Source organism: Craterilacuibacter sinensis, from assembly GCF_009831765.1.
GTDB lineage: Bacteria > Pseudomonadota > Gammaproteobacteria > Burkholderiales > Chromobacteriaceae > Craterilacuibacter > Craterilacuibacter sinensis.
In genome coordinates this window covers 52,198-73,350 of record NZ_WSSB01000004.1, presented here as the reverse complement: position 1 = coordinate 73,350, position 21,153 = coordinate 52,198, and the positions used below count along the sequence as shown (strand labels likewise).

The 21,153-nt window shown below is 60.2% G+C and carries 14 protein-coding genes; 8 read left to right on the top strand and 6 right to left on the bottom strand.

The annotated features are described in order from the left end of the window. The first annotated feature begins 260 nt into the window (after nt 1–260). Nucleotides 261–1,820, top strand: a complete 1,560-nt coding sequence (locus GQF02_RS05485) for a CHASE4 domain-containing protein (RefSeq protein WP_160795479.1) — start codon at nt 261–263, stop codon at nt 1,818–1,820. An 89-nt stretch (nt 1,821–1,909) separates the two neighbouring features. On the opposite strand, the gene GQF02_RS05480 is transcribed toward GQF02_RS05485, so the two are convergent. The 3 genes from GQF02_RS05480 to bioB all read right to left on the bottom strand — a co-directional run bounded on the left by GQF02_RS05480 (nt 1,910) and on the right by bioB (nt 7,041). Next, the gene (locus GQF02_RS05480) at nt 1,910–4,747 is read right to left on the bottom strand and encodes a putative bifunctional diguanylate cyclase/phosphodiesterase (RefSeq protein WP_160795477.1); all 2,838 of its coding nucleotides are present in this window, start codon (nt 4,745–4,747) and stop codon (nt 1,910–1,912) included. Between the two features lie 54 nt (nt 4,748–4,801). Continuing rightward, the gene (bioF, locus tag GQF02_RS05475) at nt 4,802–5,941 is read right to left on the bottom strand and encodes an 8-amino-7-oxononanoate synthase (protein ID WP_160795475.1); all 1,140 of its coding nucleotides are present in this window, start codon (nt 5,939–5,941) and stop codon (nt 4,802–4,804) included. Nucleotides 5,942–6,057: 116 nt separating this feature from the next. Then, nucleotides 6,058–7,041 carry a biotin synthase BioB gene (gene bioB, locus GQF02_RS05470; RefSeq protein WP_124734876.1) on the bottom strand — a complete coding sequence of 328 codons (984 nt, stop codon included), beginning with the start codon at nt 7,039–7,041 and terminating at the stop codon, nt 6,058–6,060. 51 nt (nt 7,042–7,092) lie between these two features. Between bioB and GQF02_RS05465 the strand changes: the two genes are divergently transcribed. The 3 genes from GQF02_RS05465 to GQF02_RS05455 are packed head-to-tail and all read left to right on the top strand — an operon-like array spanning nt 7,093 to nt 9,216. Continuing rightward, entirely contained in the window at nt 7,093–7,803 is a 711-nt protein-coding gene (locus tag GQF02_RS05465) for a ComF family protein (protein WP_328698593.1), read from the top strand. A gap of 39 nt (nt 7,804–7,842) precedes the next feature. Beyond that, nucleotides 7,843–8,307 (top strand): tRNA (cytidine(34)-2'-O)-methyltransferase, encoded by a 465-nt coding sequence (locus tag GQF02_RS05460; RefSeq protein WP_124734875.1) that lies wholly within the window; start codon nt 7,843–7,845, stop codon nt 8,305–8,307. A gap of 36 nt (nt 8,308–8,343) precedes the next feature. Beyond that, a complete protein-coding gene (locus GQF02_RS05455; protein WP_160795473.1) occupies nt 8,344–9,216 on the top strand; it encodes a septal ring lytic transglycosylase RlpA family protein in 873 nt (290 codons plus the stop codon). Nucleotides 9,217–9,265: 49 nt separating this feature from the next. Here the strand turns inward: GQF02_RS05455 and pgi are convergent, their stop codons facing one another. Together pgi and zwf are read right to left on the bottom strand one after the other, a co-directional pair. Further along, nucleotides 9,266–10,915 (bottom strand): glucose-6-phosphate isomerase, encoded by a 1,650-nt coding sequence (gene pgi / locus GQF02_RS05450; protein WP_160795471.1) that lies wholly within the window; start codon nt 10,913–10,915, stop codon nt 9,266–9,268. 103 nt (nt 10,916–11,018) lie between these two features. Beyond that, nucleotides 11,019–12,476: a glucose-6-phosphate dehydrogenase gene (gene zwf, locus GQF02_RS05445; protein WP_160795469.1), complete on the bottom strand. Its 1,458-nt coding sequence runs from the start codon at nt 12,474–12,476 to the stop codon at nt 11,019–11,021. Nucleotides 12,477–12,608: 132 nt separating this feature from the next. Between zwf and edd the strand changes: the two genes are divergently transcribed. The 4 genes from edd (at nt 12,609) to GQF02_RS05425 (ending at nt 19,030) form a co-directional block, all read left to right on the top strand. After that, on the top strand, nt 12,609–14,444 hold the full coding sequence (gene edd / locus GQF02_RS05440; protein WP_160795713.1) for a phosphogluconate dehydratase: 1,836 nt from the start codon (nt 12,609–12,611) through the stop codon (nt 14,442–14,444). 10 nt (nt 14,445–14,454) lie between these two features. Continuing rightward, a complete protein-coding gene (gene eda, locus GQF02_RS05435; RefSeq protein WP_124734871.1) occupies nt 14,455–15,084 on the top strand; it encodes a bifunctional 4-hydroxy-2-oxoglutarate aldolase/2-dehydro-3-deoxy-phosphogluconate aldolase in 630 nt (209 codons plus the stop codon). Between the two features lie 215 nt (nt 15,085–15,299). Continuing rightward, nucleotides 15,300–16,973 carry an AMP-binding protein gene (locus GQF02_RS05430; RefSeq protein WP_124734870.1) on the top strand — a complete coding sequence of 558 codons (1,674 nt, stop codon included), beginning with the start codon at nt 15,300–15,302 and terminating at the stop codon, nt 16,971–16,973. 353 nt (nt 16,974–17,326) lie between these two features. Then, nucleotides 17,327–19,030, top strand: coding sequence for an AMP-binding protein (locus GQF02_RS05425; RefSeq protein WP_160795467.1), 1,704 nt, complete (start codon nt 17,327–17,329; stop codon nt 19,028–19,030). A gap of 109 nt (nt 19,031–19,139) precedes the next feature. Here GQF02_RS05425 and GQF02_RS05420 read toward each other — a convergent pair whose 3' ends face one another. After that, nucleotides 19,140–21,017, bottom strand: coding sequence for a ribonuclease catalytic domain-containing protein (locus tag GQF02_RS05420; protein ID WP_160795465.1), 1,878 nt, complete (start codon nt 21,015–21,017; stop codon nt 19,140–19,142). Nucleotides 21,018–21,153: the final 136 nt, after the last annotated feature.

Here is a 21,153-nt window from a genome sequence, read left to right as displayed (position 1 = left end):
AGACATAAATAACCATCAATACAGGCATCTGCGCGCACCTTCTGCCTGCCGGTGACGACTTGTATTTTGCGTATCCGTCACCGGTTTTGCTTGTACGCCACAATCGGCCAGTTTTGATGAGGTTTGAGCACGCGCTTACTGGACTCACGATGGCATCATCCCTTACATTCACCCAATGCACATAAGATGCACATAATTCAAATTATAAACGCATGCCGGTCGGCTTATACATCACCGGTTATTGCGACGGGGGAGAGGCTTTGTCAATTTTTACTAGATTCCTGCCTAGCAGGCTGGCGCACCGTATCGCGCTCATTCTGACTGTACTGTCACTGCTATTAGCCGGTTCGGTCTGGCTTTATGGACGGCTTACACTGATCCCGTCGATTGAGCAGTACGAGCGCACCGCCGCACGCTCTCAGGCGGCCGGCACACGCAATGCTTTTCTGGAGAGTGCCAGCACTGTCGAACGTCTGGCCTTGAGTTGGGCCAACTGGGATGATACTTACAACTATGCAACCGGTGGCGACACGCTGCGTCTGGATGCGTATTTGCAGGGTCAGAAGATCAACACGCTGGGCATCGACTTTCTCGCCATTTTTGACCGCAACGGCGGACTGCTGACGACGGCAGAGTGGGATGGCATGTCGGCACAGCGTGACGATCTGGCACTGGTACGCGAGCTTTCCCCCGCCACGGAATTTGGCCGCCAGCTGTCCAGCGCCATTGAACACCGTGTCAGCACAACCTCCGGCATCGTCCGTCTGGCTCGTGGTCCGCACTTCGTCACCATTATTCCTATCCGTACCACCAACCGCAGCAGCCCTATCGGCGGTTATCTGGTCATGGGCGTTTCGGCAGACAAACTGCTTCTGCAAGGCAAAGGCCCGTTTAGCGCCACCCAGTCCAGTGCCCTGTCCATTACTTCGCGCGATCTGCCGGACGCAGTGCAACGCTGGATAAACAAAGGCATCGAGAATGAAGACCTGCTGATTCTGGGCAGCGACGACAAAATCGAAAGCTGGGGTGTCGTGAATAGCCTGAGCGGCAAGCCGGCACTGCTACTGGGCAGTAGCCAGCAACGCGATATGAGCCGTCTGGCCTCATCCTCTTTGGAACAGTTGGCCCTGTTCTCCGTGGTCGGTACCCTGCTGCTGGGCCTGCTGGCCTGGTGGGTTGTACATGCCCATATCAGCACCCGTCTAGGCTGGTTGCTGCAAAGCATACATGGCATGGTACGCCCCGGGCGCGTAGCCGTGATCGAGACCAAAGGCAACGACGAAGTCTCCTATCTGGCGCGTGCTATCAACCATCTGGCCATGGGCAAGAATGCCTCTATCGAGGCGCAGCGCACGGCCGAACAACAGCTGGATATGGTGTTCTCGCAGGCACCAAGCGCCATGATGCAACTGCGTGACGGTCAGGTCACGGACCTGAATGCCGCCGGTGCCGCCCTGTACAAGGCACCACACGCGGCGACGCTGGTCGGCCGGCATCTGTCCGAGCTCTTGGAAACCAATGATGCCACTGCCAAGCGTTTGCTACTGCTGGCGCAATCGAAGAACACCATGCCCCAGAGCGTGCGTTTGCTGTGCCGCATACGCTGCCGTGACGGCAGCCAGCGCCCATGCGAAATCACCGCACTGAGCATGCCTCAGGCCGGCAAGCCGATTATGCACCTCTATATCACGCCGCTATCCTCATCAGGCGAAGACACGCGCCCGGATAACACACCAAGTGAAACGGATAGCCAGACCGATAAAAATGAGAACAATCCGCGCCTGATTTCCATCAAACGCGCAAGCAGCAAGCACGCCTGACCCCGACCGGGAATAAAAGCACGAGCCCCGCTATTTGCGGGGCCCGTGCTTTATTCACACCGCAAAATGGTGCGACATGGCCAGCCGGATCAGTGGCAACAAGGGCTTTCTAGCGCCAAAGCCTGTAAACCTTCCCATGCGATAGCAGCCGCAGGCTGTGGCCGGGCAAAATAATAGCCCTGCAACTTGGGACAGCCCAGCTCGCGCAAGGCAGAAAGCTGGCTGAATGTTTCTACCCCTTCGGCCACAACGTCCAGATGCAAGGCCTGAGCCAATGCCAGGATAGCCCGCACAATAGCGCGGGACTCGGTATGGACATCGACTTCGCGCACAAACGCCTGGTCTATTTTCAACACATCGAACTGGTAACGATGCAGATAAGCCAAGGCCGAGTAGCCGGTACCGAAATCATCCAGCGCCAGACGTACGCCCAATTGATGCAGGGCATGCATCACTTGCGCAGCCACTTCAGGCATATCGATCAGCGCGCTTTCCGTCACTTCCAGATAAAGCAGCGCCGGCGGCAACGCCAATCGGGTCAGCAAAGCCTCCAGCCAGGATGGCAAGCTCGTATCGCGCAGGTTTTCCGAAGACAGATTGATATGCAAGGACAAGGTCTCGCCGCCATAGCCCTCATCATGCCAAGCCGCCAGCTGGGCACAACCCTGCTCTATCATGTAACGATCCAGCCGCCGAATCAGACCCGACTCCTGCGCCATGGGCAAGAACTCGGCCGGCGAAATCAGTCCCCGCTCGGGATGATGCCAGCGCACCAGTGCCTCGAAACCGGTCAGCCGTTGGCTATGGCTATCGATGAAAGGCTGGTAGTACGGGATCAGCTGGTCATCGACATCAAGCGCGCGCCGCAGATCGGCTTCCAGCGCCAGCAAATCGGCCTGATTCTCGCGAAAATGGTGATTGAACAAGGTATAGCCGTGGCGACCGCTTTGCTTGGTGCGGTACATCGCCAGATCCGCATCGCGCAGCAAATCCTCCGCGCGCTGGTAATACTGGCTGTCGGCCAGCACTGCGCCGATACTGACCGTCGCAAACACTTCACGCCCGCCTAGCAGCATGGGGCGCTCGAATTCATCCACGATACGTTGTGCGATCTGTTCACTGCGTGCGGTCGACTCCACCCGCTGCAAGATCAGCGCAAACTCGTCCCCTCCCAGCCTGGCCAAAAAATCATGCGGTCGCAGGCAATGGCGTATGCGGGCACCGGCTTCATGCAGCAAGGCATCCCCGGCCTGATGTCCCAGGGTATCGTTGATCAGCTTGAAACGATCCAGGTCGATAAACAAGACGGCAAAACACTGGCGCCCATCACGGCTATAAGCCTGCCAGTTAGACTGCAGCGTCTGGTTGAAATAGGCACGATTGGGCAGGCCGGTCAGTACATCATGCAATGTATCGTGCTTGAGCCGGGCATTGACGGTATCCAGCGCCAGTGTCCGCTCGCGTACGCGCTCTTCCAGCGCGCTATTGGCCAGTTGCAACGCCGCGCTCGCCTGCAGTTGTGTCAGGGCGCCGCCGATATGATCGGCCACACTCTCCAGCAACTCCTGCTCGCGATAGCTGTAGCGCAGATTGCTGTCGCGACTGAACACTGCCACCACGCCCTTGAGCTCCCGATTGCTATACACAGGCACGCCCAACCAGCTCACCAAGCCTTCTCCGCCTTTGCCGGAAATAGACCTTAACAAGGCGCTGCCATTGAGCAACAGGGTGCGGCCGCTATGCAAGACCTGCTCGACCGGGCCTGCCCGCATCGTCATCATGGGGTCATTCGGAACAAAAGCATCCGCACCATAGGGGAACGTGAGCCTATCCTGTTCGGCATCATACAGGGCAACCATACAGCCGCTGCAGCTGAGCAAACCCTGCAGCTCCCGATGCACACCCGCCAGAAAAGCCGGCAGCGACAAGCTGCTATTGGATAGATTGGCAATGCCAAACAAGGCACGCATCAATTTTTGTGCATGATGGCGCTCGCCCTGCTCTGCATGCAGACGCAGACGGTTAGCCTCCAGCTCATGCTCAAAGCAGCGCGCCGTCCGTACCAGCCGGTAGCGTTCGCAAACATGGCCGAACAATGACGCTACATGCCGCGCCAGACGCAAAAACAGGCTTAATGACTGCCGGTCGTAACGCTGCGCCGGGTCAAAAACCTGTACCGTCAATGCGCTGTACGCCTGATCGCCGCAGATGAGCAAGGGCAGGCAGAGACAGAAGCGAGGCAGGCGTACAAGCGATGGCAGATCTGCTTGCACGCAAAACGCCAAAATGCGGCGCGTATCCAGCAATCTGGGTTTAGCGGCCATGCACACCGCTGTGGCCAGAGCACCAGCCAGCTCGGCAGGTCGTGCAGCGGAGGCCTTTTGTCCGGACTCTCCCGCTAACGGAACAGGAGACAAATGCAGCAGACCGCCGCCCTCATCGGACAGGGTCAGCACCAGATCACAAGCGGGGATCAGTTGTGACAGCAAGCCGGGCAGGCGGGCAAGAAAGGCTTCCATACTCTGGGCATGACTGGCTAGCGTAGCAATATCCAGCAGGATGTGCTGCTCCAGACGCGATCGTACCAGCGCCTGCTCCAGCACAGCGCCCTCAAGCCGGCTAAGCAGCAGCTGGCCAGCCATCTGGCACCATGGCGACTGAGCCAGATGCACGGCGCCATGCCACAGCAGCATGACACCATAGCGACTGTTCAACGAAAGCTCATGCCGCACAGCCCCCTCGGGCAGGGAGGCCGGTGCAGGATGAGGAGATAATGTCCCTGCGCCGTCGCTGGCCAGACAATGCCAGTAGCGTCCTTGCCTGAGCCAGATGGCCGCCGTATCCATCGGGCCGGCCTGACGCAATAAAGCCAAGGCTTCCCGTGCCCCCTCGATTAGCCGCCCGTTGTTTTCCAGCGCATCCATCATTCGCATTATTCTCGTTATCTATCTGCTGCAGAAGGGTAATACGTCAACAGCCGGCTAAGACCGGCACAGCGCCACCAGTAGCGCCTCAATATCCTGTTCGCTATGAGCAGCCGACAGCGAAATACGCAGCCTGGCTGTGCCGGCAGGCACCGTAGGCGGGCGTATGGCGGGTACCCACACACCAGCACGCGCCAGACGCTCCGCCAAGGCAAGCGTTGCACTATTCGTGCCAACCATGAGCGCCTGTATGGCAAAACGGGAAGCCAGCACGGGATAAGGCAAACTGGCCGCCTGTACCCTGGCAATATGCCCCGCCAGACGTTCTCGCCGCCAGGCCTCGTCCCGGATCAGGCCGACGGCACGGCTGACCGTCACCGCCAGTGCAGGCGGACTGGCGGTGGTGTAGATATACGCGCGCGCGCGATTGACCAGCCATGCACACAACTCGCGACTGCCGGCCACCACCGCACCGGAAACGCCTGCCGCCTTGCCCAGCGTCGCCATATAGATGACCCGGGGGTCATGCAGGGCATATTCTGTGAGCGCCCCGCGCCCGCCACCGCTGATGCCGAAACCGTGAGCATCATCGAGAAAAAGCCAGGCATCGTAACGGCGTGCCAGATCGAGCAAAGCCGGCAACGGTGCCTCGTCTCCATCCATGCTGTACACCGCATCGACCACAATCATACGGGTGCGGGCACGACTGTTCTGCAACAGGCTTTCCAGCTGGGCAAGGTCGTTATGGCGAAAGCGGCGTAAACGCGCCCGCGATAACAAGGCACCATCATTCAGCGAAGCGTGGTTGAGCTTGTCGGCAAACACCTCGTCACCCCGTCCTAGCAGCGCCGTCATCACCGCCTGATTGGCCAGATAACCACAACCGAACAGCAGCGCTTCCGGCGTACCTATCCAGTCGGCCAGTACCGCCTCGGCTTCCTCATGCGCCGCGCTATGCCCGGTGACCAGATGCGATGCACCCGCTCCGACACCCCAACGCAGCATGGCTTCGCGCGCGGTGTCGACCAGCGCCGGATGATTGGCCAGCCCCAGATAATCATTGCTGGCAAAAGACAGCGTCTCGCCCCCGTTCAGGCTGACATGCACACCCTGCGGGCTATCCAGTCGCACGCGCTGGCGGTATTGGTGCCGCTGCTGCAACGCTGCCAACTGGGCGGCTAGCTCATGGTGTTGCATAAAAGGATACTCTCCGCACGGCATTCAATACAATGTAATATCTTTAAGCCTATCAATACTCGCCTATCTTATAAACAAAATACCGAAAATCGGCAAGCGTCACCGCATCCTGCGGCCTATAGGGCAGACAGATCCAGCTTGTCCATCAGCGCACGATCGGCGGCCACATCCGGGTTACCGGTGGTCAGTAATTTGTCGCCATAGAAGATGGAGTTGGCACCGGCAAGAAAGCATAGCGCCTGCATCGCCTCCGGCATGCCGCGCCGCCCGGCCGACAAGCGGACATAGCTCTTGGGCATGGTCAGGCGCGCGACCGCAATCGCCCGCACAAACTCGGTCCAGTCTATCTCTTCGGCGTCAGCCAGCGGCGTACCGTCCACCTTGACCAGATTATTGATCGGTACCGACTCCGGCTGCGGATCGAGGTTGGCCAGCTGCGCAATCAGGCCGGCGCGGTCCTGGCGCGTCTCGTCCATGCCGACAATACCGCCACAGCACACATTCAGCCCGGCCTTGCGCACCTTGCCCAGCGTGTCCATACGGTCTTGGTATTCGCGGCTGTGGATAATATCGCCGTACTTGTCGGGGGAGGTATCGAGGTTGTGGTTGTAGTAATCAAGCCCCGCCGCCTTGAGCTGCTCGGCCTGACCGTCGGCCAGCATGCCGAAGGTGGCGCAGGTTTCCAGCCCCAGCGCCTTGACTTCACTCACCATGGCCAGCGTCTTTTGCAGGTCGGCATCCTTGGGACCGCGCCAGGCGGCGCCCATGCAGAAACGGCTGGCACCGTTTTCCCTGGCGATACGGGCGACCTCCACGACCTGCTCGGCACTGAGCATGGGCTGGTTGTCGACCGGCGTTTCGTGATGCACCGATTGCGGACAATAGCCACAGTCTTCCGGACAGCCCCCGGTCTTGATCGATAGCAGGGTAGACAGCTGCACCTTGTTCGGGTCGAAAAACTGGCGGTGAACTTCGGCGGCACGAAACACCAGTTCCATAAATGGCAGGGCAAACAAGGCCTCTATCTCTTCGACCTGCCAGAGCGTGCTCTGTGGATGCGGGCTGGCCGGGCGCTGAAAAACAATCGTGCTGTGGGTCATGGCGATCAAATCTATCTTGATGGAATCAAGGCATCATCAGCGGGGGCACCCGTGCCGTCAAACTTCATCAGACATATTGTTGACAACTGCCTGCCATTTAAGCAGATCTGTCTGTTTTGTGCCGCAGCCGGCACCCGTCATGGCGTTTGTGCGGCTTGCCTGGCCGATCTTGTCCGCCTGCCGGCCGAAGTCTGTCCGCGCTGCGCCCAAGCTTCGCCCTTTGCCCAGATCTGCGGCCGCTGCCTGCGCCAGCCGCCCGCCTTCGACGTCCTGCACGCCGCCTTGTTATACGACTATCCGCTGGATGGCGTGATACAGGCATTCAAGTACGGCAAACGCCTGGATCTGGCCGGCAGTCTGGCATTCTTGCTGGCCGAACTGGCACCGCCCGCCATCGTGCAGCCGGATCTGGTCGTGGCCGTGCCGCTAGCCGATGCAAGACGCATGGAGCGCGGCTTCAACCAGAGTCTGGAGCTTGCCCGCGCGTTCGCTGGTAGAATAAACGCCCCGCTTAACAGCACACTATGTGAGCGGATACGCAACACCCCGCCTCAGGCCCGTCTGAACCAGCGCCAGAGGCGGCACAACGTCAGTCATGCTTTTCGTGTAAAGCACCGTGTAGACGGGCTTTGCGTCGCCATTGTCGACGATGTCGCCACCAGTGGCGCCACCCTGTCCGAGCTGGCCCTCAGCCTCAAAAAACAGGGGGCAAAACGGGTCGAAGCCTGGGTGCTGGCCAGGGTTTTTTACTCGAAAACTTGACCAACCTTTTGAATTCTTGGAACAATCCAGGTCGCAACGATGTTTACTGTTGTTCTTTACCAGCCGGAAATACCGCCCAACACGGGCAATGTGATCCGTTTATGTGCCAATACCGGTTGCGAATTGCACCTGGTCAAACCGCTGGGTTTTCCCCTTGATGACGCGAAATTGCGCAGAGCCGGACTCGACTATCACGAGTACGCGCGCATGATCGTTCACGAGGATTGGGAAGCCTGCCAGGCAGCCTTGCACGGGCGGCGAATTTTCGCCGCCACCACCAAGGGTGCCACGCGGCACGACCAGGTGGCTTTCGAAGCAAATGATGTGCTGTTGTTCGGCCCCGAGTCGCGCGGTCTGCCGGAAAACCTGCTTGCAGGCTTCCCGACCGAGCGCCGGGTGCGATTGCCAATGCGGCCCGAGTCACGCAGCATGAATCTGTCCAATGCCGTCGCCGTTATGGTGTTCGAGGCGTGGCGGCAGATCGATTTTGCCGGAGGAAGTTAAGATTCGCAGCTAGGCACTCCGCATAAAGGAGCTCCGATGCAATCTGTTCTTCGATGGTTGTGGCTGACAATTGTCAGCCTTGTACTGGTGGCCTGTTCCACCACACAGCCAGCCAACGCCAAACTTCAACCCGTGGCCAAAGCGCCACAAAAAACCAGCAGCAAGGGCGGGGCCTACTTCCAGAACGACGGCCCGGCCAGAATCATCCCGGCCAACCTCAACCTGCTACCCAATGCCGTACCGCAGGATGAACCGCTGATACGTTCGGCCAATCTGCCTTATAGCGCGCTGGGCATGCGTTTCCGCCCGGACACCAGCCACGAAGCCTTTCAAACCCGCGGCAAAGCCTCGTGGTATGGCAAGCAGTTCCACGGTCGCAAGACCTCGTCCGGCGAACGCTACGATATGTTCGCCATGACCGGCGCCCATCCGACGCTGCCGATTCCGTCTTACGCCAAGGTAACCAACCTGAAAAACGGCCAGTCGGTGATTGTGCGCATCAATGACCGTGGCCCGTTTCACAAAAACCGGGTGATGGATCTGTCGTATGCGGCAGCACACCAGCTGGGCTACATCAAGTCGGGCAGTGCCGACGTACTGGTCGAACGCGTATTCCCGGCCGGTGACGGCGAACGTATCGCCACCCGTCCGGCCAGACAGCTGGCCAAGTCGGACAAGCCCATCTATCTGCAGCTGGGCTCCTACGCGACCAAGGTCAAGGCTGAGGCACGCATCAAAAAGCTGATGGCCAAGCTGCCGGACCAGCATGACGAGAAGCTGACCATCGTCAAACAGCTGGGCGCTTACCGCGTGCAGATGGGGCCGTTCGAAACCCCGGCAGCTGCGCAAAAAGCCGCCAGCGATACCGCCAACCGGCTCAATACTGGCAAGAAGATCGTCATGACCTGAGCCTTGCCTGTTCAGCCACAAAAAAGCGAAGCCTGAGGCTTCGCTTTTTTCATGCCAGCTGCCGGCTTTGCAAATAGAGGCGGATCAGGCGTTCGGTCGAACTGTCGTGTACGCCCGCCGCGCCCTTCCCGGTCAGCTCGCCGTGTATGGTGCGCGCCAGCTGCTTGCCCAGCTCTACCCCCCACTGGTCGAAACTATTGATTCCCCAGATCGTGCCCTGCACGAAAATCTTGTGCTCGTACAAGGCCACTAATGTGCCCAGATTGCGCGGATTGAGCTGGGCCAGCAACAAGGTATTGCTCGGGCGGTTGCCGGCAAACACCTTGTGCGGCAGCAAGCGCGCCAGCGCATCCCCCGACAGGCCTTGGGATGCCAGCTCGGCGCGCACTTCATCCGCTGTTTTGCCGCGCATAAAGGCCTCGGCCTGGGCAAAGACATTGGCCAGCAGAATTTCATGGTGACCTGGCAGGCCCGCACGGTTCTCCAGCGTGGCGATCAAATCGATAGGCGAAATATGCGTACCCTGATGCAGCAGCTGGAAAAAGGCATGCTGGCCATTGATGCCGGTCTCGCCCCAGATGATGGGGGCGGTTTCCACCCCGACCGGGCTGCCGTCACGACATACCTGCTTGCCGTTGGACTCCATATCCAGCTGCTGGATAAAGGCCGGCAGGCGATGCAGATATTGGTCGTAAGGCGCGATCACATGGCTGCCGCCACCGTAGAAATTGATATACCAGATGCCGATCAAGGCCAGCAGTACCGGCATATTGGCGTTTAGCGGTGCATGGCGAAAGTGTTCATCCATCAGATGGGCACCATCCAGCAGCTCGCCAAAATTTTCCTCGCCCAGATACAGCATGATGGGCAGGCCGATGGCTGACCACAGCGAAAAACGCCCGCCCACCCAGTCCCAGAACTCGAACATATGCGCAGGATCAATGCCGAACTCGGCCACCGCCTGGCGGTTGGTCGACACCGCGACAAAATGCTGTGCCACCGCCGCGGGGTCGCCGGCATGCGCGACAAACCACTCGCGCGCGGTCAGTGCATTGGTCAGAGTCTCCTGCGTGGTAAAGGTCTTGGAGGCCACCACAAACAGCGTGGTTTCCACATGTACCTGCCGCAGCGTCTCCTTGAGCTGCGCACCATCGACATTCGACACGAAATGCATGCGCAAGCGCGGGTGGCCAAAGGGCTTGAGTGCCGAACACACCATCAAAGGCCCCAGATCGGAGCCGCCTATGCCGATATTCACCACATCGGTAATCGGCTGGCGGGTATAGCCCAGCCAGTCACCGCAGCGTACCGCATGGCAAAACCGCCCCATACGCGAGAGCACCGCATTGACGTCCGGCATCACATCACGCCCAGCGACGCAGACAGGGCAGTTGCTGCGGTTGCGCAGCGCCACATGCAGCGCCGCACGCTGCTCGGTGGTATTGATCTTGTCGCCACGAAACATGGCGGCAATTTGCTGCGGTACGCCCGCCTGCTGTGCCAGCGTCAGCAGCGCCGCCAGAATCGGGTCATTGATGCGGTTTTTGGAATAGTCGAGGAACAGTCCGCCCACATTCAGCGCATAACGCTCGGCACGCGCCGGATCCTCGGCAAACAGCGTGCGCATATGGATGTGCTGGCTGTCATCAAAGAGCTGCCACAGTGCAGCCCAGGCCGGCAGCTTGGTCAGGTGGGTCATGCTAAGTCCTTTAGCTTGGGTAAGGCGAGGTTCCAGTTGCGTGCTGCTGGCGATACAAGCCATTCATGCATCAGCGATCCATCCCCGTTCAGAGATGCCCCCTTCAGCACTCCTCATGCCAGGTCACGCCATCACGTGCCGGCAGGGCACTCGCAGCAGGCGGCCCCCAAGTGCCGGCCGGATAAGGCCGCGGCAGCGCCTTGCCCTGCTGCCAGGCATCCAGTATCGGCTCGACCCAGCGCCAGGCTTCGACCAGCTCTTCACGGCGCATAAACAGCGCCAGACGCCCGCGAATCACATCCAGCAGCAGACGCTCATAGGCATCAACCCGGCGCACGCGGAAGGTTTCGTGAAAATCGAGATTGAGAAAGACCGGCTGCAGATTCATGCCATCGCCCGGCTCCTTGGCCTGAAACCACAGCCGCACGCTTTCTTCCGGCTGCAGTTCGATCACCAGCCGGTTGCCGCTGCGGCAAGTCGGTGCCAGCGGAAACAGCTTGTGTGGCACATCGTGAAAGGTGATGACGATTTCAGCCACGCGCTGCTGCATGCGTTTGCCGGTGCGCAGAAAAAACGGCACGCCGGCCCAGCGCCAGTTATCGATCTCGGCCTTGAGCGCGACAAAGGTTTCGGTATGGCTATGTGGCGCAATCCCCTCTTCCGACTGATAGCCCGCCACCAGCTGGCCGGCAACCGCGCCGGCGCCATACTGGCCGCGCACCGTCTTGGCGGCGACGTCTTCGGGGCTGAACGGCCTGAGCGCCTTCAGCACCTTGAGCTTCTCGCCACGGATGGCATCGGCGTCCAGACTGGCCGGCGGCTCCATCGTCACCATGCACAACAGCTGCAGCAGGTGGTTCTGCATCATGTCGCGCAGCGCGCCGGTGCGGTCGTAGAACTCGCCGCGCCCCTCGACGCCCAGCTCTTCGGCGATGGTGATCTGCACGCTCTGAACCCACTCGCGCCGCCACAAAGGCTCGAACAGGACGTTACCGAAACGCAGCGCCATCAGGTTCTGCACCGACTCCTTGCCCAGATAATGGTCGATGCGGTACAGCTGCTCCTCGCCAAAATGCCGGGCGACCGCGTCGTTGATGGCATTAGATGAAGCCAGATCATGACCCAGCGGTTTTTCCAGCACCACGCGCACCTGTCCGTGGTTCAGCCCGACCTCAGCCAGCTGCTGGCAGATCATGCTGAACAGCGCCGGTGCAGTCGCGAGATAGCACACCACCACCCGCGCCGGGTCGTGGCCCAGTTTGGCGGCAAGTGCCGGATAATCCTCGGGCCGGTTCGCATCCAGCTGCTGATAATCCAGCCGCCCGCAAAAATCCAGCCAGGCCGTTTCCGTGTCCCCCTCCAGATGGGGACGCACCAGAGGGGACGCCTGGGCCAGATAGCCGTCACGCGTCAGCACCTGCCGCCCCAGCGCCAGAATGCGCCCGTTCCTGGCCAGTAAACCGGCCTGATATGCGTGGTAAAGCGCCGGCAATAGCTTGCGCATGACCAGATCGCCGGTGCCGCCAAACAGCACCATGTCAAAATCAGGGCTCGTACTCATTTCCCGCCTCCCGCTGCCAGCCGTATGCCCTTCATCTTATCCCAGACCGTGGACAAAGTAGCGGCAAGCGGCTTGCCTTGATCCGGTGCCGGACCTAGCATAAGCGGCATGCCCAGCACACCAGACGTCATCATGCATCTGCACCCCGTCGTTCATCGTGTCACCCAGCGTATACAGGCACGCAGCGCCGCTACGCGGCAAGCCTATCTTGCACAACTGCAAAAAGCGGCCGCCCAGGGCAAGGTCGCGCGCAGCGAACTGTCCTGCACCAATCTTGCTCACGGCTTTGCCGCCATGGCGCCCGAACCCAAGATCCGGCTCAAGCAGCTGGACGTGCCCAATCTCGCCATTATTTCGGCCTACAACGATATGCTGTCGGCGCACCAGCCGCTGCAGGACTTTCCGGCGTGGATCAAGGAGGAGGCACTAAAGGCCGGCGCCACCGCGCAATTTGCCGGCGGTGTACCGGCCATGTGCGATGGCGTGACCCAAGGTATGCCCGGCATGGAGCTGTCGCTTTTTTCGCGTGATGTGATTGCACAGGCCACGGCCATCGCGCTGGCGCACCGCATGTTCGATGCCGCGCTGTTTTTGGGCGTGTGCGACAAGATCGTACCCGGCCTGCTGATCGGCGCGCTGGCCTTCGGCCATCTGCCGGCGGTCTTCGTGCCGGCAGGCCCGATGACTTCGGGCCTCGCCAATGACGACAAGGCAGAAGTGCGCAAACTGTTTGCCCAGGGTCTCATCGGGCGCGATGTGCTGCTGGAGTCCGAAGCGCAAAGCTATCATGCGCCCGGCACCTGCACCTTCTACGGCACCGCCAACTCCAACCAGCTGATGATGGAAGTCATGGGCCTGCATCTGCCGGGCAGCGCCTTCGTCAACCCCGGCACCCCCTTGCGCGAAGCGCTGACGCGCGCCAGCGCGCACGCCGCACTGGCTATCAGCGCGCAAAGCTCACGCTTTACCCCGCTGGGCGAAATGGTGGACGAGCGCGCCATCGTCAACGCCATCGTCGGCCTGCTCGCCAGCGGCGGCTCAACCAACCACACCCTGCACCTGGTCGCCATCGCCCGCGCTGCCGGCATCGCCATCAACTGGGACGATTTTTCCGAGCTCTCGGCGGTGGTGCCACTATTGATGCGCGTCTACCCCAACGGCAAGGCCGACATCAACCATTTCCATGCTGCTGGCGGCATGGGCTTCGTGATAGGCGAACTACTGGATGCCGGCCTGCTGCATGCCGACGTGACCACCATTCTGGGCCAGGGTCTGGCCCGCCATACGCAGGAACCATGGCTGGATCAAGGGCAGCTAAGCTGGCGCGATGCGCCCTTGCACAGCCGCGACGAGAGTGTGCTGCGCCCGGCCAGCCAGCCCTTCCAGACGGACGGCGGCCTCAAGCTGCTGACCGGCCGGCTCGGACGCGCCGTGATCAAGGTTTCGGCCGTCAGCCCCGAGCGGCGGCGCATACGCGCGCCGGCGCGGGTGTTCCATGACCAGTCTTCACTGCTGGAAGCCTTCCAGCGCGGCGAACTTGAGCAGGATATGGTCGCCGTCGTGCGCTTTCAGGGCCCGCGCGCCAACGGCATGCCGGAATTGCACCAGCTGACGCCGGCGCTGGCAGTATTGCAGGACAGAGGCTTTCAAGTGGCGCTGATCACCGACGGCCGCATGTCGGGCGCCTCGGGCAAGGTGCCGGCAGCGATACATGTCACGCCGGAAGCCTCCGCCGGCGGGCCGCTGGCGCGGGTGCGCGACGGCGACATCATCGTGCTGGACGCCGATCAGGGCATACTGGAAATCGAACTGGCAGAGGACGCGTGGGCGACGCGCACGGCAGAGCCCGCCGATCTGGCCCACAATGACTACGGCAGCGGGCGCGAGCTGTTTGCCGGCCTGCGCCACCTGGCCGACGAGGCGGAAAAGGGTGCCGCCACTTTTTGCCACCCCTTGTGGCCATCCTGAAGGAGGGAATATGGACGAACTGACACTACTGCGCCAAGGACCGGTGGTACCGGTCATCCAAATCAGCGATCCGGCACTGGCGGTGGATCTGGCGCATGCGCTGGCCGATGGCGGCATCCGCGTGCTGGAAGTGACGCTGCGCACCAAGGCGGCGCTGGCCGCCATCCGCCTGATCCGCGATCAGGTGCCGGGCGTGATCATAGGTGCCGGCACCTTGCGCAACCGCGCACATGTAGAGGCGGCAGTCGACGCCGGTGCCATGTTCGGCATCAGTCCGGGCTTTACCCCGGAACTGCTCGCGGCGGTGCGCGCACTGGAGTTGCCGTTTATCCCCGGCATCGCCACCCCGTCCGAAGCCATGCACGCCCATGATGAAGGCTTCTTTATCCAGAAACTGTTCCCGGCCGACGCCATCGGCGGCATCCAGCTGCTTAAAGCGCTGGCCAGCCCCCTGCCCGAACTGCGCTTTTGCCCGACCGGCGGCATTCACGCCGGCAATGCCGCCAGCTATCTGGCACTGCCCAATGTACTGGCGGTGGGCGGCTCATGGCTGACCCCGGAAGAGGCCATCGCCGCACAGGACTGGCCGCGCATCACGGCGCTGGCCAATGAAGCAAGGATGCTGGCACCGCTCAGCTGACCAGGCACAAGGCCGCGCAAGCGGTGACATACCTGCTCGCCAGAACCTGGTGCTTGATTGCGCTTTGGCACGCTTTTTCCCGCCTCTTTCCCTGCCGCAGCGACCACCGTTGCGGCATCTCCACAAATACCAACAAACGTTTGAATTTGTTTGCTTTGCCTGCACCAAAGATGCAATCTGATTAAAGCGCACGGTAAATAATAAGGAGAGAGCACATGGATAGCCGCCATAGCCACCCGAACACCGCACTCGAGCTGAACCGCTTTGCCTCGCTGGGCGATATGCTTGCCGCCAGCGTCAAGCAATACCCGGCACGCACGGCTTTTTGCAATATGGGCGCCAAGCTCAGCTACCGTGAACTGGACCGCCAGTCTGCCGCTTTTGCCGCCTATCTGACGACCGAGCTCGGGCTCAAACAGGGCGACCGCGTCGCGCTGATGATGCCCAATCTGCTGCAATACCCGGTCGCGCTTTATGGCGCACTGCGCGCCGGCCTCGTCGTGGTCAACGTCAACCCGCTGTATACCCCGCGCGAGCTGGAACACCAGCTGCAGGACTCGGGAGCGCGTGCCATTGTAATCCTGGAAAATTTTGCCGCGGTGCTGCAACAGGTCATCGCCAACACGCCGGTAGAAAAGGTCATCGTCACCGCCGCCGGCGACTTGCTGGGGCCGGTCAAGGGCGCACTGGTAAATATGGTGCTGCGCCACATCAAGAAGATGGTGCCGGCCTGGTCGCTGCCCGACGCCATCCGTTTCAATGCCGTACTGGCACAAGGACTGAAATTGCCATGGCAGGATGCCAAGGTGCAGCAAAGCGACATCGCCTTCTTGCAGTACACCGGCGGCACCACCGGCCCTTCCAAGGGCGCCATCCTCACCCACGGCAATCTGCTGGCCAATATCGAGCAGGTCTACAGCATTGTGTTACCCGCGCTAGGCGATGCCAGAGTCGTCATGGCGACACCGTTACCGCTGTACCACATCCTCGCGCTGGCACTGAATTGCCTGCTGGTTAACCGTGCCGGCGGCACCTCGGTACTGATGAGCAATCCGCGCGACCTGCCGGCAGTGATCAAGGATCTGGCGCGCTACCCCATTACCTGCATGACCGGCGTCAACACCCTGTACAACGCACTGGCCCATCATCCCGATTTTGCCAAGCTGGACTTCTCGCACTGGAAAGTGAGCGTAGGCGGAGGAGCCACTATCCAGCAGGCGGTGGCCGAAAAATGGCAAGCCGTCACCGGCCTGCCGCTGATCGAGGGTTATGGCCTGACCGAAGCCTCACCTATGGTCTGCGCCAACCCGGTACTGCTGGGTCGCTACACCGGCAGCATCGGCCTGCCGATTCCGGGCACCGAGATTGCGCTGCGCGACGAAGAGGGTCGGGATGTCGCCAGAGGAGAGCCGGGCGAGCTATGCGTACGCGGCCCGCAAGTGATGCAGGGTTACTGGCAGCGTCCGGATGAAACGGCCAAGGTATTCCATGCCGACGGCTTCCTTGCCACCGGCGATATTGCCCAATTGACCGAGCAGGGCTTTTACAAGCTGGTCGACCGCAAGAAAGACATGATTCTGGTGTCCGGCTTCAACGTCTATCCCAATGAAATCGAAGATGTGATCGCACTTCACCCCGATGTGCAGGAAGTGGCCTGCATCGGCGTACCGGACGAACGCACCGGCGAAGCGGTCAAAATCTTCGTGGTCAAACGCCATCCGGGCCTGACGGAGGAGGCCTTGATCAAGCACTGCCGCACTCATCTGACCGCTTATAAAGTGCCGCGTCAGGTCGTCTTCCGCACCGAGTTGCCCAAGACCAATATCGGCAAGATATTGCGCAGGGAGCTCAGGGAGGAAGCGCCAGCAATGGCGACAGCGAATGCCTGACAACACAGCATCGCAATAAATTATGGCCATCCCCGGCAGGGAAAAAGCGCACTACCTGAGTGCGCTTTAAACGTATGCGGCAGCAGAAAAATTCAATAAGCCATTGAGGTTATTCAATCTTCCCGTCAGTAGCACGCATCCAAGCATCCGCAAATGAAGTAGCAGCCACTGAATGCACGGGACATGCCAAGTCGGGTAGCACCGCCTGTTGTTTTTATCGCCACATATCGAAAGACGAATAGTCTTCCCAACTAAAGTCAGGCAAAAACTCTTTATGGGTAATATTTATATGTGCATTATTCAATACGGGAAGATGATCGCTACTAAAAAATAAAAATAGAGGGGAGAGCAAGATGACCATGGACGCCGCAGCACCACAGACGCCAGCCTTACGTCCTTTGACGCACACATCACTGGGGGCGATGCTGGCAGACAGCGTCAAACGCCACCCGGAACGGGATGCGTTTTGCAATATGGGTGCCAAGCTGAGTTACAAAGAACTCGACCGGCTATCGGCCGCCTTTGCCGCCTATCTGACCGGCGCCCTGAGAATGAAGAAGGGTGACCGCATTGCACTGATGATGCCCAATCTGCTGCAGTACCCGGTTGCGCTGTATGGTGCGCTACGCGCCGGACTGATTGTCGTCAATATCAACCCGCTCTATACCCCGCGCGAACTGGAGCACCAGCTACAGGATTCGGGGGCGACGGCCATTCTGATTCTGGAAAATTTTGTCGGCGTGTTGCAAGAAGTGCTGGGCAATGTCCCGGTACAGCACGTGATGGTGACCTCGGTTGGCGACCTGCTGGGCCTGATGCGCGGTGCACTGGTCAATGCCGTTTTGCGTCACTTCAAAAAAATGGTGCCGCCATGGTGGCTGCCCGGTTCCATCCAGCTCAAGGCTGCGTTGAAAGAGGCCCAGAATAAAGCCTGGCAAGATCCGGTCTTGCGCCGCGAAGATATCGCCCTGCTGCAATACACTGGCGGTACAACAGGGCTCTCCAAGGGGGCGGTGCTGACCCACGGCAATGTACTGGCCAACCTCGAGCAAGCCGCGATGGTGGTCGAGCCGGCGCTGACCGACATTTCCCCTATCATCATGGCCTCGCCCCTGCCGCTATACCATATCCTCGCGCTGACCATGAACTGCCTGCTGATTACGCGCCTGGCCGGCACCTCGCTGTTGATCACCAACCCGCGCGACATCCCTGCCGTGATCAAGGATCTGGGACGTTATCCGGTCAACTGCATCACCGGCGTCAACACCTTGTTTAATGCATTGGCCAATCACCCCGACTTTGCCAAGCTGAACTTTTCCAGCTGGCGCCTGAGTGTTGGCGGTGGCACCGCTATCCAGCAGGCCGTTGCGGAAAAATGGCTGAAAGTCACGGGGCTGCCACTGATCGAAGGCTACGGCCTGACCGAAACCTCGCCACTGGTTTGCACCAACCCGATCCAGAACAAGCATTACACCGGCACCATAGGCCAGCCGATACCGGGCACCGAGATCGAATTGCGTGATGAAGAAGGTCATATTGTGCCCTTCGGACAAGCAGGCGAGCTATGCGTGCGCGGGCCACAGGTCATGAAATGCTACTGGAAACGAGCGGCCGAAACCGCGCGCGTGATACAGGAAGACGGTTTTCTGGCAACCGGCGACATCGCCTACCAAACCGAGACCGGGCTATACAAGCTGGTGGATCGCAAGAAGGACATGATTATCGTGTCCGGCTTTAATGTGTTTCCTAGCGAAATCGAAGATGTCATTGCGCTGCACGAAGACATACTGGAAGTTGCCTGTATTGGTGTGCCGGATGCGCGTACCGGCGAAGCCGTTAAACTGTTTGTAGTCAGCACCAATCCGAATCTGAACGAGGCCGCCTTGCTCAGCTATTGCAGGGAAAGGTTGACGGCCTATAAGGTGCCGCACCAGATCGAGTTCCGCCAGGACTTGCCACGCTCCAACGTCGGCAAGATCCTGCGCCGTGAATTGCGTGAAGAAGAGCTCGCCAAACAGCAGCAGGCAAAAGAAATGGCCGAAGCCGAAATCGCTTAGCAAAAACGCGATCTTCACCCCGGCTGAGCATCAAAACGCTGGCCGGTATCCATAAAAAACCCCGACGCTGCATCGCAGCGCCGGGGTTTTTCTATCACAGCTTTAAGGCTCAGCCCTCTTCCTCTTCGCTCAGTTCGGCCTCGATGTGCCCGACCTTGCCGACAAAGCGGAATTCGATTTCCAGCAGCAGCTCATCGATGCGTATCACCTGCAGGCGGATCTGGTCACCACGGTTCAGCTCGGGCAGGCCCGGAATGCGCGTGCGCATGGGCAGGCCGTCGATGCGTACCAGATCTTCCTTGATATGGGTGGCGGTGATCTCGCTCACGCCTTCCTGACCGAACCAGCGCAAGCACCAGTAGTGCTCCATCTTGTCCTGGAAGCCCAGATAGGAAGAGTAGGTCGCATCAAAGTCGCGCAGCAGCGCGAACATCATGGCGTCGCCCTGGGCAAACTCCGGCTTCTCGCCACGGATCAGGGACACGATCTGGCGCTGGTTGACCCAGTCGGCAGCGCGGCGCAATGGCGATGTCGACCAGGCGTATTGCGGCACACCCAGACCGACATGCGGCTCGGGACGGGTCGTCATGCGAACCTTGCCCATGCTTTGCGCGCGGTACATACCCGGCACGCCGGCTTCGCCCAGCTGGCGGCCCCATTCGCAGTTGGCCAGAATCATCATTTCCGACACCAGCTTGTCGATAGGCGAGCCGCGCTTGCGCAAGGTGATACTGACTTTGCCTTCATTCACGGCGAAGTTGTAATCGACGCCTTGCGGGCGGGTCGGATCATACTTGCCACGGAATTTCTCGCGTGCCACGGCAAAATCATGCAGCCACAAAAGCTCGCGCTTGAACGGGTAATCGACACCGGGGTCGGTAGCGATGGTGTCTTCGTTGAACAAGGGTTCCAGCGTGTGGTGACGCAGGTTGGCGGCAATCTCGACGTTCTCGATGCGGTTCTCGTAGCCGACAATCTCGAACTCGGGCGTCACCTCCACATACAGGCTGAGCGCCGGACACGGCTTGCCTTCGTCCAGGGTAAAGGCGCTGACCACATCGTCCGGCAGCATGGTGATCTTGTCGCCGGGGAAGTAGACGGTAGACAGGCGCGCGAACACCAGCTTCTCGATGTCGGAACCCGGCTCCACCCCCAGCGTCGGCGCGGCGATATGGATGCCGACCCGCTTGTTGCCGTTGGCCAGATCAGTCACCGACAGCGCATCATCGATTTCGGTGGTGGCGGCGTCATCAATCGAAAAAGCCGCGACACCGGCGGCCGGCAGATCCGTCGGCGCGGTGGCCGGTGCATATTTGCCAAAGCCGGTGCCCTTGGGAAAGCACTCCATCTCGAAACCGGCCATCAGATAGGCCGGCACCGACGGAATGCCGCCCACTTCACGCGCGAGCTTGACCGGAGCCAGACCCGTGGCCTTGCTGGCGGCATCGAAGGCCTTGTATTCCAGGGTATTCTTGTCCGGGCGCCACAACAGACTCATCAACGGCGAGCGGATGGCATCGGGGAGCTGTTTGGCCTTGAGCTCTTCCACCCAGGCATCAATCTGCGCCTGTTCACGCTTTTTCTTTTCGATGCCGGCGAGCGCAGCCTTGAGCGCCTCTTCCGGTGCAGCCTTGAAGCGGCCCTTGCCCTTCTTGTAGAAATACATCGGCGCGCTAGCCAGCGTCATCACCGTGGCGGCCAGTTGCAGCGGGGTCGGCTTGGCGCCCCAGTATTCGACGGCGAGTGCGTCAAAATCGAATTCTTCGCTACCGGCCACTTCCCACAGAAAGTCCAGCTCCAGCTCGGCGGCCAGTACATGCGCCTCATCCAGGAAGCTGGCCAGCGGGCTGGTAAATTCGAGCAAGACATTGGCCTGCTTGAGCTTGACGCGCTTGCCATGCTGGGTATCGACCTGCAGGCTGGCGTCAGTCTTGGACACCACGCTGCCCGTCTTGAAGCTGCCGCTTTCTTCGTAAAAAACGTTCATATCAGGCACAGGGGGCGAGACGCCCGTCACTCAGGATAAAGAGGCGGGATTATAACAGCAGGCGCGAGAGTGGGTGGGGAATGGGGGATTCGGGACTTGGGAGCCGAGTCCCGGATCCCAAGTCCCGGATCCCAAG